Annotated in this window: 14 protein-coding genes; 11 read left to right on the plus strand and 3 right to left on the minus strand. The window is 47.8% G+C overall.

Annotated features, from left to right (window positions below; all coding sequences use genetic code 11):
• Positions 1-21 precede the first annotated feature (21 nt).
• The 5 genes from ACXADP_RS05050 to lhgO all read left to right on the plus strand — a co-directional run bounded on the left by ACXADP_RS05050 (position 22) and on the right by lhgO (position 5367).
• Positions 22-801: an enoyl-CoA hydratase/isomerase family protein gene (locus tag ACXADP_RS05050; protein ID WP_474970996.1), complete on the plus strand. Its 780-nt coding sequence runs from the start codon at positions 22-24 to the stop codon at positions 799-801.
• Positions 802-1118: 317 nt separating this feature from the next.
• Positions 1119-1556: a MarR family winged helix-turn-helix transcriptional regulator gene (locus ACXADP_RS05055; RefSeq protein ID WP_474969522.1), complete on the plus strand. Its 438-nt coding sequence runs from the start codon at positions 1119-1121 to the stop codon at positions 1554-1556.
• Positions 1543-2751 (plus strand): MFS transporter, encoded by a 1209-nt coding sequence (locus tag ACXADP_RS05060; protein WP_474969521.1) that lies wholly within the window; start codon positions 1543-1545, stop codon positions 2749-2751. Before ACXADP_RS05055 ends, ACXADP_RS05060 begins: the two co-directional genes overlap by 14 nt.
• Before the next feature lie 450 nt (positions 2752-3201).
• A complete protein-coding gene (gene glaH, locus ACXADP_RS05065) occupies positions 3202-4137 on the plus strand; it encodes a glutarate dioxygenase GlaH (RefSeq protein WP_474970997.1) in 936 nt (311 codons plus the stop codon).
• An 18-nt stretch (positions 4138-4155) separates the two neighbouring features.
• The gene (gene lhgO, locus ACXADP_RS05070; protein ID WP_474970998.1) at positions 4156-5367 is read left to right on the plus strand and encodes an L-2-hydroxyglutarate oxidase; all 1212 of its coding nucleotides are present in this window, start codon (positions 4156-4158) and stop codon (positions 5365-5367) included.
• A 150-nt stretch (positions 5368-5517) separates the two neighbouring features.
• Here the strand turns inward: lhgO and ACXADP_RS05075 are convergent, their stop codons facing one another.
• Both ACXADP_RS05075 and ACXADP_RS05080 read right to left on the minus strand, forming a co-directional pair.
• On the minus strand, positions 5518-5823 hold the full coding sequence (locus tag ACXADP_RS05075) for a DUF3870 domain-containing protein (RefSeq protein WP_027954985.1): 306 nt from the start codon (positions 5821-5823) through the stop codon (positions 5518-5520).
• A gap of 13 nt (positions 5824-5836) precedes the next feature.
• The gene (locus tag ACXADP_RS05080) at positions 5837-6895 is read right to left on the minus strand and encodes a DctP family TRAP transporter solute-binding subunit (protein ID WP_474970999.1); all 1059 of its coding nucleotides are present in this window, start codon (positions 6893-6895) and stop codon (positions 5837-5839) included.
• Positions 6896-6980: 85 nt separating this feature from the next.
• Between ACXADP_RS05080 and ACXADP_RS05085 the strand changes: the two genes are divergently transcribed.
• The 6 genes from ACXADP_RS05085 (at position 6981) to ACXADP_RS05110 (ending at position 14932) form a co-directional block, all read left to right on the plus strand.
• A complete protein-coding gene (locus ACXADP_RS05085; RefSeq protein WP_474971000.1) occupies positions 6981-8603 on the plus strand; it encodes an ATP-binding protein in 1623 nt (540 codons plus the stop codon).
• Positions 8578-9267, plus strand: coding sequence for a response regulator (locus ACXADP_RS05090; protein ID WP_474969505.1), 690 nt, complete (start codon positions 8578-8580; stop codon positions 9265-9267). The genes ACXADP_RS05085 and ACXADP_RS05090 overlap by 26 nt, the downstream gene beginning before the upstream one ends.
• Before the next feature lie 132 nt (positions 9268-9399).
• Positions 9400-10395, plus strand: a complete 996-nt coding sequence (locus tag ACXADP_RS05095) for a TAXI family TRAP transporter solute-binding subunit (protein ID WP_474969504.1) — start codon at positions 9400-9402, stop codon at positions 10393-10395.
• Positions 10396-10448: 53 nt separating this feature from the next.
• Positions 10449-10928, plus strand: a complete 480-nt coding sequence (locus ACXADP_RS05100; RefSeq protein WP_474971001.1) for a DUF1850 domain-containing protein — start codon at positions 10449-10451, stop codon at positions 10926-10928.
• On the plus strand, positions 10928-13087 hold the full coding sequence (locus tag ACXADP_RS05105; RefSeq protein WP_474971002.1) for a TRAP transporter permease: 2160 nt from the start codon (positions 10928-10930) through the stop codon (positions 13085-13087). Before ACXADP_RS05100 ends, ACXADP_RS05105 begins: the two co-directional genes overlap by 1 nt.
• A gap of 552 nt (positions 13088-13639) precedes the next feature.
• Entirely contained in the window at positions 13640-14932 is a 1293-nt protein-coding gene (locus tag ACXADP_RS05110; protein WP_474971003.1) for an aldehyde dehydrogenase, read from the plus strand.
• A 58-nt stretch (positions 14933-14990) separates the two neighbouring features.
• On the opposite strand, the gene ACXADP_RS05115 is transcribed toward ACXADP_RS05110, so the two are convergent.
• Positions 14991-15893, minus strand: coding sequence for an acetamidase/formamidase family protein (locus tag ACXADP_RS05115; protein ID WP_474971004.1), 903 nt, complete (start codon positions 15891-15893; stop codon positions 14991-14993).
• Positions 15894-15972: the final 79 nt, after the last annotated feature.

Below are 15972 nucleotides of genomic sequence, written 5' to 3' on the forward strand. Positions count from 1 at the left end.
TCTAAGAAAGGGAGCGGTGTTGTGGAATATCAAAACATAGCGTATGTGAAAGAAGATCGTCTCGCTTATATTGTTATTAATCGTCCTGAGGTCCGGAATGCCTTAAGTCAGGCCGTGCTCGATGAAATGGAGGACGCGCTGGGCCGGGCAGAGGGAGATGATGACGTAGGCGTCGTCACTTTCACTGGACAGGGAGAAAAAGCATTTGCCGCCGGCGCTGATATTCAGCAGCTGACCGAAGCGGAAGCGGTGGATGCATTGAAGAACGGCGATATGCAGCAGTTGTACGATAAGATCGAAGCTTACCAAAAGCCGACGATAGCCATGGTCAATGGCTTTGCGCTCGGTGGCGGCTGTGAACTGGCGATGTGCTGTGACATCCGTATCGCCTCCATCCACGCTTCCTTCGGTCTTCCTGAGTTGTCGTTATCCATCATCCCGGGCGCCGGAGGTACCCAGCGCCTGACCCGTTTAGTGGGCAAAGGAAAGGCTCTGGAAATGATTTTGACAGGGAAAAGGATATCCGCAGAAGAAGCTCTGGCGATCGGGCTTGTCACGAAAGTGGTTACGCCGGAACGACTGCGCACAGAGGTTGAGGAAACAAGTGCGAGCATTCTGGCTAAAGGTCCGCTCGCCGTCCAGCTCGCAAAACTTTCAGTTCATATGGGGGCGGAAACTGATATGAAAACCGCACTAATGCTTGAACGCCTCTCTCAGGCGGTCCTGTTCAACTCTGAGGACAAAAATGAAGGGGCGCGGGCTTTTCTCGAAAAAAGGAAGCCTTCTTTTGAAGGCAGATAACAGGAAAAGGGCGGATTTCCGCCCTTTTTGTGATTTCCGGAGGATTTCCCGGGAAATATGGATCAGGCATTAGTGGTGATTTAGTGATTGGTTGATATAGTTCCGATTTAATCGAAATATTTCAAATTTGGCTGATATATTCCGAATTTAATTGATATATTCAAAAACTAATTGATATATGGACAAAAAAATGGATATCCATCTACCTCTAACCCTAAGTTCCTCATCCTTTCTGCCGGTTTACAATACTCCTCACATCCTTTAAGATAGTCTGTATGCAAAATACTTACCTAAGTAAATAATCAAGAGGTGATAGGATGGAACGCTCCGATCATAATATTCTCCACCTGTTAAACCAGCAGGTGCGGCGGTTGAACCAAAGGATGAACGAAAAGCTGAAGGAATACGACTTGTACATGTCCCAATGGGCGGTCATATATACCCTCCATAGGATGGGGCCGATGACGCAGAAAGAAATCTGGCAGTATTTGAATGTGGAAGCTCCGACGGTTACAAGGACCATTACCCGTTTGGAAGAAAAGGGATGGCTTGTCCGTAAGCAGGGGTCCGATAAGCGGCAGCGCATCATCCATATTTCTCCTGAGGCGGAACAACGAAGAGATGAAATAGCCGCAAGTATTCGGAAGTATGAAGATGAACAGCTGCTTCAACTTACAGAAGCAGAAGAAAAGCAGCTCCGTGGTCTCCTGGAAAGAATGATCATAGAGGAGGGGAATGACAATGCAGAAGACTAACCAGCCGATTTGGACAAAAAACTTTATCAGCGTATCACTCACGCATTTCTTTGTCTTTGTAACCTTTTATGCGCTGCTAACCACTCTCCCTATTTACGTGATCGATGAACTTGGCGGTAATGAGGCCCAGGGAGGTCTTGTCGTCACCGCCATTATGGTGGCCGCCATTTTGATCCGGCCGTTTTCCGGTAAGTTTTTAGAAAAGACAGGTAAGAAAAAAGGGCTTATTGCAGCAGCCTCCCTTTATTTGCTTACGATGATCTTTTATCTGACGGTCTCTCAGTTTGAAGGATTGATTGCTCTGAGGTTTATTCACGGTCTTTCCTTCGCCGTTGTAACGACAGCAACAGGAGCTATCGCAGCGGACGTCGTCCCCGCACAAAGGCGTGGAGAAGGACTTGGGTATTTTGCGATGTCCATGAATGTGGCGGTCGTTGTCGGACCGTTTGTTGGTCTTTCGATTCTCCAGGCGGCTCCTTTTGAGACCTTGTTTATCGTTTTAAGTGTGTTTATGCTGCTTGGTGTGATCAGTTCATTGATGATCCGTTCTTCAAGTGAAAAAGCCGCACCGAAGACAGAACAGAAAACAGCGAAGGTATCTTTCCATGATTTATTTGAAACAAGAGCCTTGCCGACAGCCTTGATTGCAAGCCTTGTTGCTTTTTCCTATTCCAGTATTGTGTCGTTTATATCCGTATACGCGAATACCCTGGGGCTCGGAGGCGTATCCAGTTACTTCTTTGTCGTCTTCGCTGTTGTGATGATTGTTTCACGCCCTTCTCTCGGCCGGGCATTTGATAATAAAGGACCGAGTATTGTCATTCTTCCGAGTCTGCTTATTTTTGCAGGAGGCTTGATCCTGCTTGGGTATATCGATTCCTTATGGGGAATGCTGCTCGCCGGAGCCATCATCGGCCTTGGTTATGGATCACTGCTGCCGAGTTTCCAAACAATGGCTGTCCAGTCTGCTCCAGAGCATCGGAGCGGCCATGCCACGGCCACCTTTTTCATGATGTATGACACCGGAATCGCAGCAGGCTCCTATGTTTTAGGTTTGCTCGTTTCCATGACAAGCTTTCGTGTGACCTATCAGATCAGTGGGATTCTCGTTCTTCTCGTACTCGGAATCTTTTATTATGCTTATACACGACAACAGAAAACGCGGATGGTAAAAGAGAGAGCTGAAGAAATCTGATGGGACAGCTTTTTCTATAAAAAGCAGCTCATTTGGCTACACTGGTGACAAAGAGGTGGTCAAATGGTGAAAGAGGAAGGAAACTTTATGAAGGGGCTGCTCTGGGCGGTTTTATTATCGGTTCCTTTGTGGGGATTGATTTTGACAGTGGTCTATTTAATGCGGTAATCCCCAGATGATTAACCTTTCTTGAATGGAAATGATTGTTGACAGAAAATTGTAAAAGATATAACCTTAGAAATAGAAAGCAGACCTCAAAAAAGGTAACCCCTTTTCCAATCGGTCTGCCATGAACGTTGTAGCGATATCAAACTGTTAAAACTGCTCCGTCTCCATGACCCGGAGACCATCCGCAGTTCAAAGCCAGTTTTCCTCCTATGGGGAAGACTGGCTTTTTTCGTATCCAGGCCTGGATGGAAGATCAATTCTATCAAAAAAAGGAGAATGTTTATGTGTGCTGTAGACGTTAGAAAAGGACAATTACCGGTGTTTTCAGGGAATGGATATAAGATTCAACCTCATGAAAAGCATGAACGTTTGTATACGATTGAACTGGATACAAAAGCGGTTCACAAGTTCTTGGAAGACGTGAAGGATATCAGTGATGAGCAGCTGGAGTATATTCCTTACCAGCGGCTGTTGACGGCTCAAGCGTTAGTGAACGTGTTGGACGAAGATTTCCAAAAGCATGTGACGTCTATTCTGAATGATAGACGATCCGGCGGTTTTACCACAGGTGTCCAGGGAACGACGATGGATGCTCAGGATTATGTGAAATTTTCTACTGCGTTTTCTCACCTGGCAGGTATTCCGAATTTTGATGCGATGTCGAAAAAATATTACGCCCGTTTCTCTGTCCAGCATACGGATGACAGTGATTCCTACCTCCGACAGGCTTACCGGAGATTCACCCTTCATACGGACGGGACGTATGTCGATGAGCCGACGGACTGGCTCCTGATGATGAAGATGGAAGAGGAGAATGCCAACGGTGGAAATTCACGCCTTCTTCATTTGGATGAGTGGGAGGACCTGGATTACTACAGAAGTCATGCGCTGGCGGATTATCCGTTTACGTACAAGGCACCTGCAAGTAAAAATGTAAGTGAGGACGTGCAGAGGGAGACCTTTTATACGTGGAACAACGAGCCGTGCATCTGCTTTATTGACCAATTTGTCTATCCAGAAACGATCACACAGGCCCAGTATTTAAAGGATCTATCCCATTCAATGGAGAACTCGGAAAACTTAGTGGAGCTTGAACTTCCGACAGGAGATCTGGTGATGCTGAACAACCGCTTCTGGCTGCATGGACGCGGAGCTTTTGAGAAGAATACCGATCTCCACAGAGAGCTGCTCCGTCAGCGGGGACGATTTTCCAAGTAAAAGGCAGGGGGCTTCTATATGTATGATTATGTGATTATCGGGGCTGGTATTGTCGGTCTCTCGACAGCGTACGCATTACAAAACAAAGAACCGCACGCTTCTATCGCGATTGTTGAAAAAGAGGCGGAAATTGCGGCTCATCAAACTGGCCGGAACAGCGGTGTGATCCATTCGGGTGTCTATTATAAACCCGGCAGTCTCAAAGCTAGAATGGCCGTTCAAGGCAGAAATTCCATGGTGAGGTTCTGCGAGGAGCATGAGATTCCCCACGATGTCTGTGGGAAAGTGCTTGTGGCCACAGAGCCCGAGGAACTGCCGCGGATGGAAGCTCTATATGAACGGGTGGGGCAGAATGGGCTGCATGTGACAAGACTGTCGCAGGAGGAGCTTCATGATATAGAGCCTCATGTGAATGGGCTGTCTGGATTGAAGGTGCCGACGACAGGCATTGTCGATTATAAAGAGGTCAGCCGGAAGCTTATGGAACAATTGAAAAAAGGAGGAGCTGATGTTTTTCTCGGTTCTCCTGTCCAGGATATTGTAGAAAACAAGGATGCGGTTATCATCGAGACACCCGGGCGTACCATTCATTCCCGGTATATGGTCAACTGTGCGGGGTTATTCAGTGATCGGATGACAGCGATGAGCGGCATTCATACGGATGTGAAGATTGTTCCGTTCCGCGGGGAATATTTCGAATTGGTGCCGGAAAAACGCCACCTCGTCAAAGGCTTAATCTATCCGATTCCCAACCCGGATTTCCCTTTCCTAGGGGTTCATTTAACGAAAATGATGGATGGAGGCGTTCATGCCGGACCGAATGCGGTGCTGAGTCTCAAACGGGAAGGTTATCGCAAAGTGGATATGGACTGGAAGGACATGAAAGAGGTTTTAACGTTCCCTGGTTTTTGGAAGCTTGCAGGAGCCAATATGAAGGAGGGGATGAAAGAGATGGTCCGATCCTTCCATAAGGAAAGCTTTGTGAAGAGCCTGCAGCGTCTCGTTCCCGAAATCAATGCGGATGATATTGTACCGACGGATGCCGGTGTACGCGCACAGGCGATGTTGAAAAATGGGAAGCTCGTAGACGATTTTTATATTATTCCAGGGAAACGGACGGTTCACGTATGCAACGCCCCTTCCCCGGCAGCTACTGCTTCGTTGGAAATCGGGAAGGAAATTGCTGAAAAACTGCCCGGTCTGGGACGGGAACGTGTGTCGATCAGCTGATTAAAGAATCATCGTGTAAGGGGGTTATCCATTTCTTGAAAGGATTACCCTGTGGACGCATCTCTAAGGAAAGCGGAGGTCGTGCACGCTCCAATAAAAAAACCCCGTACAATGATTGAATCATTGTACGGGGTTTTACATAGTAAACCATTATTGATGGAGAAGGTACTGCTTATGTGCGTCTTTAAGGGAGGCTTCGAGAGCGTTCCCTGCTTTACCCAGATATCCTGTTTTTAATTCAGCTGCAGGCTCTTCCACACCGTCCTGTAAACTGTAGCCTTTCAGTAACGCTTTGACGAAACTTCGTCCGTGTTCTGTAGCAAGTGTACAGGAAGCATCGACGATGACGCCATACTTTCTGTCCACTTCAAGCGTCAGTGTTAAAGATTCCGAGATATGATTGGCGGCCATCCCTGCTGGGAGTTTGGCGTGGCCGGCTACGAAAATCGTTTTCATTGGTATGCCTCCTTCACTGGTCGGTGATTTGTTCAAGTTCCTGCATCAATTCTCTGCCCACGAATGTTTCTGTTTCTATGTAGACGGGTTCGAGCGCCTGCCGCCATACGTCCTGCTGCTCCTGGTTTAAATAATGGATGCTGATCGAGTCCGTGCGCTTTAATTCTCTGAGGTGGGCATCGTTCGTTTCAATAGAATGACGGCGGATCCAATCCGTAGCCTCCTCCATGGACGTATCAATGCTTTCTCGTTGTTCCTCGGAGAGGTTCTTCCAGAAGGTTTCATTTGTAAGGACGATATAGCCGAGATAGCCATGGCTGCTGATGGTTAAGTGATCCTGTGTCTCATAGAGCTTTTTCGTATAAATGTTGGACGTGGTATTTTCCTGACCATTGATAAATTCCACATCCAGATTTTCGTAGGTTTTATTAAAGGGCAGCAGGCTTGTACTGGCGTCCAGGGCTTGAAACTGCCTTTCGATCACCGGACTCGGCATTCTGCGGAAATGCATCCGTTTAAAGTCGCTCGGGTGAAAGAGAGGCTCGCTGGTACTTGTCATCTGTTTGAAGCCGTTATACCAGAATCCCATCCCTCTCATTTCTGATTTGTTCAATTCACCAAGCAGCGTCCGCCCGATTGTACCTTCATAAGCTTTTCTAACTTCTTCATAGGAAGAGAAAGCATAAGGAAGGTCCAGAATTTGAAAAACGGGATACTCTGAAGTGAGTTTAGATGTAGCGGGAGCAATCATCTGTACCCGGTTTTCTTTAAGAGCCTGCTGTTCATCCTGATCGTTATACAACGCCCCATTGGCATAGATTTCTACTGACACGGTGCCATTTGTCCGTGCTTCCACGAGCTCCGCAAACTTACGCGCGGCCAAACCCTTAGGGGTGTGTTCAGACGCGACATGGCTGAATTTGATGACGACCTGATCTTCCAGGCCTTCCTGTTCATCATCATATTCCAGCGTTTGTACAGTATCTCTGAGGTCAAAACCGAAAACGAAAGCCGCCAGCACTCCGCTGCAAATAAAGAGTGAAATGAGTGCGAACGTTCTCAATGACAGCACTCCTCTGAAATCGTTTACACAAGTGTACCATAATCTGTCTGGAAGATGATACACTGGAAGGACAAAAGGGGAAAGGAGCAGATTCATGTCATTGAAACGCATGCCGATACGCTGGAAGATTACCATTCTATCGTTTGGTATGGTCCTTTTCTCATTATTGATCGGTGGAATTCTCATTGTCGGTCATACGGTCGAAACAAAAGAAGAAGAACTGGGAGAACGGGCGCTCCTGACCGGACAGACCATCGCAAGCCTTCCTGAAATCCAGAGCCATCTCAAAGAATCGAGGGGATGGGAGAACATTCAACCCCTGGTCGAACAGATGCGTACCGTCTACCAGTCGAATTACATCGTTGTTTTGAACATGAACCGGATCCGCTACTCCCACCCTGTCGAGGAAAATCTGGGCACGCTGTCTTCCGGGAGGGATGAAGGGCCGGCCTTTGCTGAACACAGCTACACCTCCAAAGCCAAAGGGGAATCCGGGACAGCCGTGCGCGGGTTCGTCCCTGTAATGGATGAGAATCATGAGCAGATCGGTGTTGTAGTGGTCGGTGAAATTCTTCCCTCTATGGGGGAAATCATCTGGGAGATGAAAAGCGATATCGGAATTGTTCTTCTTCTCACCTCTCTATTCGGGATGGCCGGATCCTGGCTGCTTGCGCGTCATTTAAAGGAGCAGATGTTTGCTTTGGAGCCTCACGAAATTGTTCAGCTTTATGAAGAACGGACCGCAGCTTTCGAAGCCATGAATGAAGGAATCGTGACTGTAAATGCAGCTGGGAAAGTGACATTAATCAACCAAAGGGCAGGATCCCTGCTGGATGTTACGGACTCACCCGCAGGGCATTCTGTACATACTATCGTCCCTGGTCTGAAACTCGGAGATGTCCTTGCTGGTGGAGAGCCTGTGTTGAATCGTGAGATCCGGGCTGGGATGAAGCTTCTTCTTGTTACATGTATTCCGATCCAAGTGGAGGATCGATATGAAGGAGCCGTTTTGATCTTTCAGGATCGGACCGAAGTGACCCGGCTCGCTGAAGAACTGACAGGTGTGAAAGCTTTTGTGGATGCCCTGCGGGTACAAAACCACGAACATCGCAATAAGCTTCATACCATCGCCGGTATGATTCAGCTGGAACAGAACGATGCAGCCCTGCAGTATGTATTTGACACCTCAGAAAAACAGGAGAAGCTGTCACGTTCCCTTCTGGCCACCTTCCAGGATTACAGCATCGCCGGCCTCCTTCTGAGTAAAATTTCCAGAGGCAGGGAATTAGGGGTTGATGTTTCGGTAGAGGAAGAAAGCGGATTGATGGTATTTCCGCCGCTCTGGGACCATCATGATCTGGTGCTTATATTGGGAAATCTGATTGAAAATGCCTTTCACTCCTTTGAAGGGATCCAACAGGATGAAAAAACGATCCGGGTATCAGTTATACAGGACGACGAAACGTGCTCCATCATCGTTGAAGATAACGGGATGGGGATGAGTCCCTCGGTCAGCCGGCAGATGTATAAAAAAGGCTTTTCTACGAAAGGAGATCAGGGGTCCGGCATAGGATTGTATCTTGTTAAAAATCTCGTGGATCAGGCCATGGGTAAAATAACGGTGAAATCGGCGGAGGGACAGGGAACAACCATCATTATTGATGTACCACTTATCATCGAGGAGGGACAGGATGAGCAGACCGTTAGAAACGCTTGAAGTTCTTTTAATTGAAGATGACCCAATGGTTCAGGAAGTCAACCGGCAGTTCATTGAAAGGGTGCCTTCTTACAAGGTGCAGGCCATTGCTTCCAATGGAAGAGAGGGAGTTGAACTGGCCTCCCGGCATACCCCTCAGCTGATTGTCATCGATGTGTACATGCCCGAACTGGACGGAGTAGAGACGTTGAAAAAGCTCCGTGCGAACGGTGTTCAAGCGGATGTGATTGCTATTACGGCTTCCAAAGAGAAAGAAACCATCCGCACGATGTATCAGTACGGAGTGATTGACTACATCATCAAGCCATTCAAATTCGAACGGCTGCAGCACGCACTGGAAAAGTACAGAACGTACCGGACGGCTGTGATTGGAAATGGGGAGCTCAGCCAGACTCAGCTGGATGAGCTGTTTGGATCGGCTGTCCCAGCAGAGAATAAGGTGCTTCCTAAAGGATTGAATGAGCAGACACTGAAACAAGTGGTCCATGTATTGACATCCTCCCCGCACCCTCTGTCGGCAGAGGAAGCGGCTGAAGCGATCGGGGCAGCCCGTGTCACGGCAAGAAGGTATCTGGAATATCTTCAGAAAGAAGGCTCGGTCATCATTGATATTCAATATGGAACGGTAGGCCGTCCGGTAAACCGCTATCGGATAAGATCTTGACTCTCTCCTCATAGGCAGGGGAGTTTTTTTATGAACAAAAAGACCAAAATGTTCATTATGTCCGTAATGTTCTCAATCTGATTTGTAAGCGTTATCATTATTTTTAGAATATTACGAATTGGAGGCAATTCTATGATGAAGCGTGTTTTTCTTATATCTGTACTGATTCTTACGGCATTTTTAGCGGCCTGCGGAGGCAGCGGAGATTCTGAAGAGGCATCCGGGTCCGGTGAATCAGGTTCAGAATCGATTGTATTAGGCACAGGTGGTACATCAGGAACTTATTATCCCATTGGCGGAGCGGTCAAACCCGTATTTGAGGAAAGTGAAAATGTGGACAATGTCACCGTGGAATCAACTGGGGCTTCTGTCGCGAACATCCAGAATATTAAAGATGGTTTGAATCAGATGGCCATCATTATGAGTGATGTCGGTTATGATGCAATAGAAGGGCAGGGACAGTTTGATGGAAATGCGGTTGACGTTCAAGCGATGGCAGGAATGTACCAGAATGTTGTCCAGATTGTCGCTTTAAAAGACAGTGGGATTACGTCTGTGGCTGATTTGAAAGGCAAGAAAGTCGGAGTTGGAAAAGTCGGTTCCGGCGTAGAGCAGAGTGCGAAGAAAGTGCTGGAGGCAGAGGATATTACCTATGATGATCTTTCCAAAGTGACGCATACCGGCTATGCCGACAGCGTGCAGGAAATGAAGAATGGAAACTTGGATGCTGCCTTCTTCACATCAGGGGTACCGAACAGTAATATTACCGATTTGATGCAGCAGTCAGATATCCAGTTTGTCGAAATCAGCGGGGAGACAGCCAAGACGCTGATGGACAAGTATCCGTTCTATAAGGCGAATACGATAGAGGCCGGTAATGAAGCGGCGTATGATCTTGATGAAGCAGTGGAAACCGTTGGTATTCAGAACATGATTATCGTGTCCAAAGATTTGAGTGAAGACGTCGTTTACGACATGACCAAACGGTATTACGAGTATTTAGGAACAGAAGAAGTTTCCGTTGGAGCGTTAAAACAGCTGGACAGAGATGACATTGCGAAAGGCCTGATTGCTCCGCTGCATCCAGGTGCGGAGAAATTCTATGAGGAACAGGGAATTTTAGAGTAAAGGAGAGGGGCATCGTTGATCCGGTGCCCTTTACTACGATGAGAATTTTCTATATGTTTCTAATCGGTTTATCAGCCGTTTCTCTTTTTACAGTCTTTTTTTCTATGGAAGCGCTGACTTTAAAGAAAGAAGGAAAGATCACAGCTGTACACCTTACAGATTCGGAGCAGACGTTACGCATCCGCTGGGAGCATTCGGTTGAAAAAGAAGATTGGGAAGAAGTATTTATTGTCCAGGATGGGAAGATCACCCTGACAGAAACACGCTTTAAAACTTTTGGGGCAGGCGTCCCCCACGATACGGGGGAAGATACGTATGTCCAGGACGGGTGGGTGTATATGACAGGCATTCACCAGCCGGTCGGAAGCGAGCTGGTCGTCCGTACAGGGGAAGCAACCGAACACCGCCTTTTCTATGGAAAGGATATCACGTACCAGCTGGATGAAAAGAAGGCTTATCAGGTTGCTGTCCGTCGGATGCCCGTATGGAAGTATATTGTTTTGAAAGGACAGGGGTGGAAGGGAGAGGAATGATGATGAACAAACAGAACAGTGAAACGGCAGAAAAGTATGACAGGGAAAGTACAACGAGAACGGACTTTGTAAAGCCGATGGCGCTTGCGATTTCTGTCCTTGCGATTTCATTATCCTTATTTCATTTGTACACGTCCTATGCTGGTTCCCTTGTGGATGTAAAACAGAGGAGCATCCACTTGTATACATTAATGACGCTCGGATTTCTGCTGTATCCTCTGGTTAGAAAAAGGGGAAGCAGTAAAGTTCCGGTTTATGATTACATCACGGCCGGTCTCTCGGTATTTGCCGGCTTGTATATGTTTGTGACGGCCGAACGGATTATCCAATCCGGAGGGCAGATCAATGATATGGATTTCTACGCAGGGATTCTCATTCTGCTTCTTTTATTTGATATTACGAGAAGGGTGACGGGATGGGGGCTTACCCTTCTGGGACTTGGCTTTTTGGTTTATGGCTTTTATGTAAAATTGTCTGTCTATCCAGATCTGAACGGTGTCATTGTTACGAGTGTGGCGAAGCAGATCATTGCCCAGCTCGTCTTCATCACCGAAGGAGTGCTCGGAACAGCCATCGGCGTATCGGCCAGCTACATTATCCTGTTCATCTTATTCGGCGCTTTTCTAGCCCGGTCCGGTATGGGGCAGTTGTTTAATGATCTGGCTCTTGCCGTGGCCGGTCATACGAAAGGCGGACCTGCCAAAGTGGCGGTCATCGCCAGTGGTTTTTTAGGATCCATTAATGGATCAGCGATTGCCAACGTCGTCACAACAGGAACGTTTACCATTCCTCTGATGAAAAAAATCGGCTATAAAAAGAACTTTGCCGGTGCTGTGGAATCCGCGGCCAGTGTAGGTGGACAGATCCTTCCTCCGATCATGGGGGCTGCTGCTTTTATTATGGCGGAGAATTTGAACGTTCCCTACACAAAAATCATTCTTGCAGGAATCATTCCTGCCCTCTTGTTCTATGTAGGGATTTTACTTCAGGTTCATTTCCGGGCGGCAAAACGGGGGCTGCAGGGGCTGCCTAAAAGTGAACTGCCGTCTGTGAAGGAAGTCATCGCTGAACGCGGACACTTAATCATTCCGATGCTCACTCTGCTTTATTTGTTGTTTTCCGGGAAAACCCCGTTTTATGCAGCGTTTTGGTCGATCATTGCCACTGTCATCATTGCCGGGACGAGCCGGATGATTCCTATTATCCTTGGAATCTCTATGTTTCTCATCTTCCAGCCGCAGCTGTCTGCGGTTCTGTCCGGAAGCGCCGTACCGAATGTGCGGAGTGATTGGTGGGAGCTGCTGCTTATTGTAGCCGTTCCACTTGCTATTAATCTATGGAGGAAGCGTCTCCGGATCAAAGGGGATGAAGTAGGCGTGGTTGATTGCTTGAAAGCTTTGGAGGAAGGCGCGAAAACAACGGTGCCTGTTGCAATAGCCTGTGGAGCGGTAGGAATCGTTGTAGGGATTGCCTCTTTAACAGGGGTAGCCCTGGAAATTGCCAACAGTATCGTAAGTATCGGAAGTGCGGTGAACAGTCCGCTGATCCAGCTGATCATTACGCTGGTGCTTACGATGATCACGTCGATTATTTTAGGTATGGGACTTCCAAGTATTCCGACGTATATCATCACAAGTACGATGGCTGCGCCTATTCTTCTCCAGCTTCCGCTTTATAGAGAGCTGGCAGGATCGACGGAAACGGCGACGTTTGTTGCCCATATGTTCGTATTTTATTTCGGTATCTTTGCCAACATTACTCCACCTGTCGCTCTGGCGGCCTTTGCCGGAGCCGGAGTCGCAGGCGGTGATCCGAACAAAACCGGTTTCCAAGCGATGAAGCTGGCGATTGCCGGATTTATCGTGCCCTTCATGTTTGTATTTTCGCACGAAATGCTGATGATCGATGCGACGATCATGAACATCATGACGATTACTGTTACGTCACTCATCGGCGTTTTCCTCCTGTCCATCATGACAGAGGGATACTTGAAGACGAAGGTTTCCACCGGCTATCGTTTTCTTGCCGGAGCAGGCGCTCTGCTGCTGATTTATCCGGGGTTATGGACCGACTTTATTGGACTGGCAGCCTTTGTGGTCATCCTTCTATTCAACCTTAGACAGACGAATGGAGTCAGTGAGCAGAGGTCTGCTCTTTAAAAATTGGCTCTGTTATTGCTTGGTGTTGTTATGTAACATGTGAGCTCAGATCACCCTTTTCTGTCATGGGATTTGTAGGAGGCGGCCTTGGGAATGACTCCCTTTCCGTGGGGTACCGTGAGCCCCCGGAGAACGAAGTTCGAGGAGGCTCATCGTTCCCACCGGAAAGCGGACGGTTTTCCCTGCCATCCCACGCTCTGAGTAATAACGGACCGGACCCCTGATTCCAGACGGAGACGATTTAGTAATCGTTTAAAATATCAACAACAGACTTTAACAGAGCTGAAAAATTAAAGCATTTCGACCCCTGGCGAGATTCAAAAATCACGTCAGGGGATTTTGGTTTAAAGGCCTCTTCCAGACAAATCAATTGACTGTCCGGTTATAGAGGAGTAGTTTAGACAGCACGCTCATCTGGTTAGGTGAGTCCAAGGAATTGGGCCGCAGACGGTCCCGGCGTTTCACCGTTTCCTGGACAGGGAAAAGCCGGGGCATGACAGCCTGTACAAGAAGGTCGTTTGACTGCTCAACATTCAAAAGGAGACGTTTATGATGGAAAACTATCAAGAACTGGTACAGAAGCAGAAATCCTTTTTCCGTAGTGGAAAGACGAAGGAAACGGCTTTTCGTAAAGAAGCTTTAACAACAATCAAAGAATATATGATCTCTCACCAACAGGATATCATCGATGCAGTGAAGGCGGATTTGAATAAGCCGGAGGAAGAGACTAACCGTGCAGAAATCGGTCTTGTACTGGCAGAAATTGATTTTATGCTTGAGAATCTGGATACATGGTCGGCCGCGCAGGAAGTTCCGACTCCTGAAGCTCATGGCGAAGCCAAAAGCTTTATCCAGCCTGAGCCTTATGGTTCTACCCTGGTGATCTCTCCGTGGAACTACCCCGTACAGCTGGCTGTGGCCCCACTTGTCGGAACCATTGCAGCAGGAAACACGGCTGTATTGAAGCCGTCTGAGTTAACGCCGAACACATCCAGCCTGCTGGCCGGCATGATTAATGAAAATTTCAAGGAAGAATACATCCATGTAGTCGAAGGGGAAGTAGAGACAAGTACGGCCCTGCTCAAAGAAAATTTCGACTACATCTTCTTCACGGGTAGTACAGGCGTCGGTCGTATCGTAGCCGAAGCTGCCGCGAAGACCTTAACACCAACGACCCTTGAGCTGGGAGGTAAGAGTCCAGCGATTGTTCACAAGGACGCTGATCTGGATCAGGCAGCTGCCCGTATTGCTGGAGGTAAATTCATGAACGCCGGGCAAACCTGTGTGGCTCCCGATTATGTTCTAGCCCACAGCGATGTAAAAGAGGCATTGATGCAGAAAATCAAAGAAGCGAAAACGAACACGTATGGCGATGTGGTTCCGGCTGATGCGTATCCTCACGTAGTTAGCGGAAAGCACTTCGATCGTCTCAAAAACTTCTTGGATAACGGCGAACTTTACATGGGCGGACGTACGGATAAGGAGAACTTATTTATTGAGCCGACGCTTCTTGATCAAATTACTTGGGAGGACGATGTGATGCAGGACGAAATATTTGGTCCGATTCTTCCTGTGCTCACATTTGATGAAGTATCTGAAGCTGTTGAAGCGGTCATGGACCGTCCGAAACCGCTGGCCCTCTATTTGTTTACAGAAGACGAGGAAGTCCAGAACGAGGTCTTCACGAACATCTCCTTTGGTGGAGGTGCGATTAACGATACGATCAACCATATGACAACCCACTACCTCCCATTTGGTGGTGTAGGAAACAGTGGGATGGGAGCTTATCACGGCAAAGCAAGCTTTGATACTTTCACACACTTCAAGAGTGTTTTGAAACGATGAAAAAATATTCCTCTACGAAAAGAGCTGCTCCGGTTTACTTCCGGAAGCAGCTCTTTTTTTATTCTATAGAGATGGAATAGGCTTTAAGCACCGTGTGTGGTACAAAGAAGCGGGCGGTTTTCAGCGGATCCACGACCTGACTGACCTGTACCTGCCCGGCAGCACTCATCAGCATCGTCAGTTCTGATAAAGAAAGGTCTGTCTGCGGCTGGAGGAAATCAATCATCAGCTCAACCGCAGTGTCTACAGCTTCATCCAGCGTGTCTTTAGAGACAAGAATACTCAGTCCATCCTCATTTTTCAGGAAAGGGAAAGGAAGTGGCCGGCTTTTGATAACCGCTACATGGATCGAAACTTCGGCCGGAATTTCCACACCGGAGACACTGATTTCTCCGTCTCCCATGGCTGCGTGAAGATCCCCCAGAGAAAGAAGGGCCCCTTTATGAAAAACAGGGAAGTAGAGAGAAGATCCTGTCGTCACTTCTTTTGTATCCATATTTCCTCCGTGGGCGCCTGGTGTGCCACAGGATACGGCATCACCCTCAGGTGCCACTCCAATCACCCCGATCATAGGGTTAAGCGGAAGAGATACATCCTTATTGAAAACAGCTTTTCCGTCTTCGACAGGAATGATTTTTGCCTGGAATGTCTCCATTCGGTGCCCCATCACTCCAAGGTCGGGACCAGTGACCATCACTCCGCTGTCTCCTAATTGAATATCCTGAATCGTGACTTTCAATGTATCTCCGGGCTCTGCTTCTTCAATGTAGACAGGACCTGTAGCGGGGTTGATCCGATTCCAGTCCACCGCATCGATTTCGGTATCCTCCGACTGGATCTGACCTTCGAAGCAGTCGTGTGTATGCACCTGAATCGTTGTGCCTGATGAAACGTGTAAGGCAGGCGGATGCTCCTTGTCCATCGCATAGATGAAATGTTCCTTGGATAAAGTGACTGTCATAGGCTTTTCCTCCTTTTGTTGCCGTACATCAATAGATTATGACTCTTCAGTATCGAAGACTTGGACCCCTCTCTTCTGA

The sequence above is a fragment of the Halobacillus sp. AWH4_228 genome, from assembly GCF_056158365.1.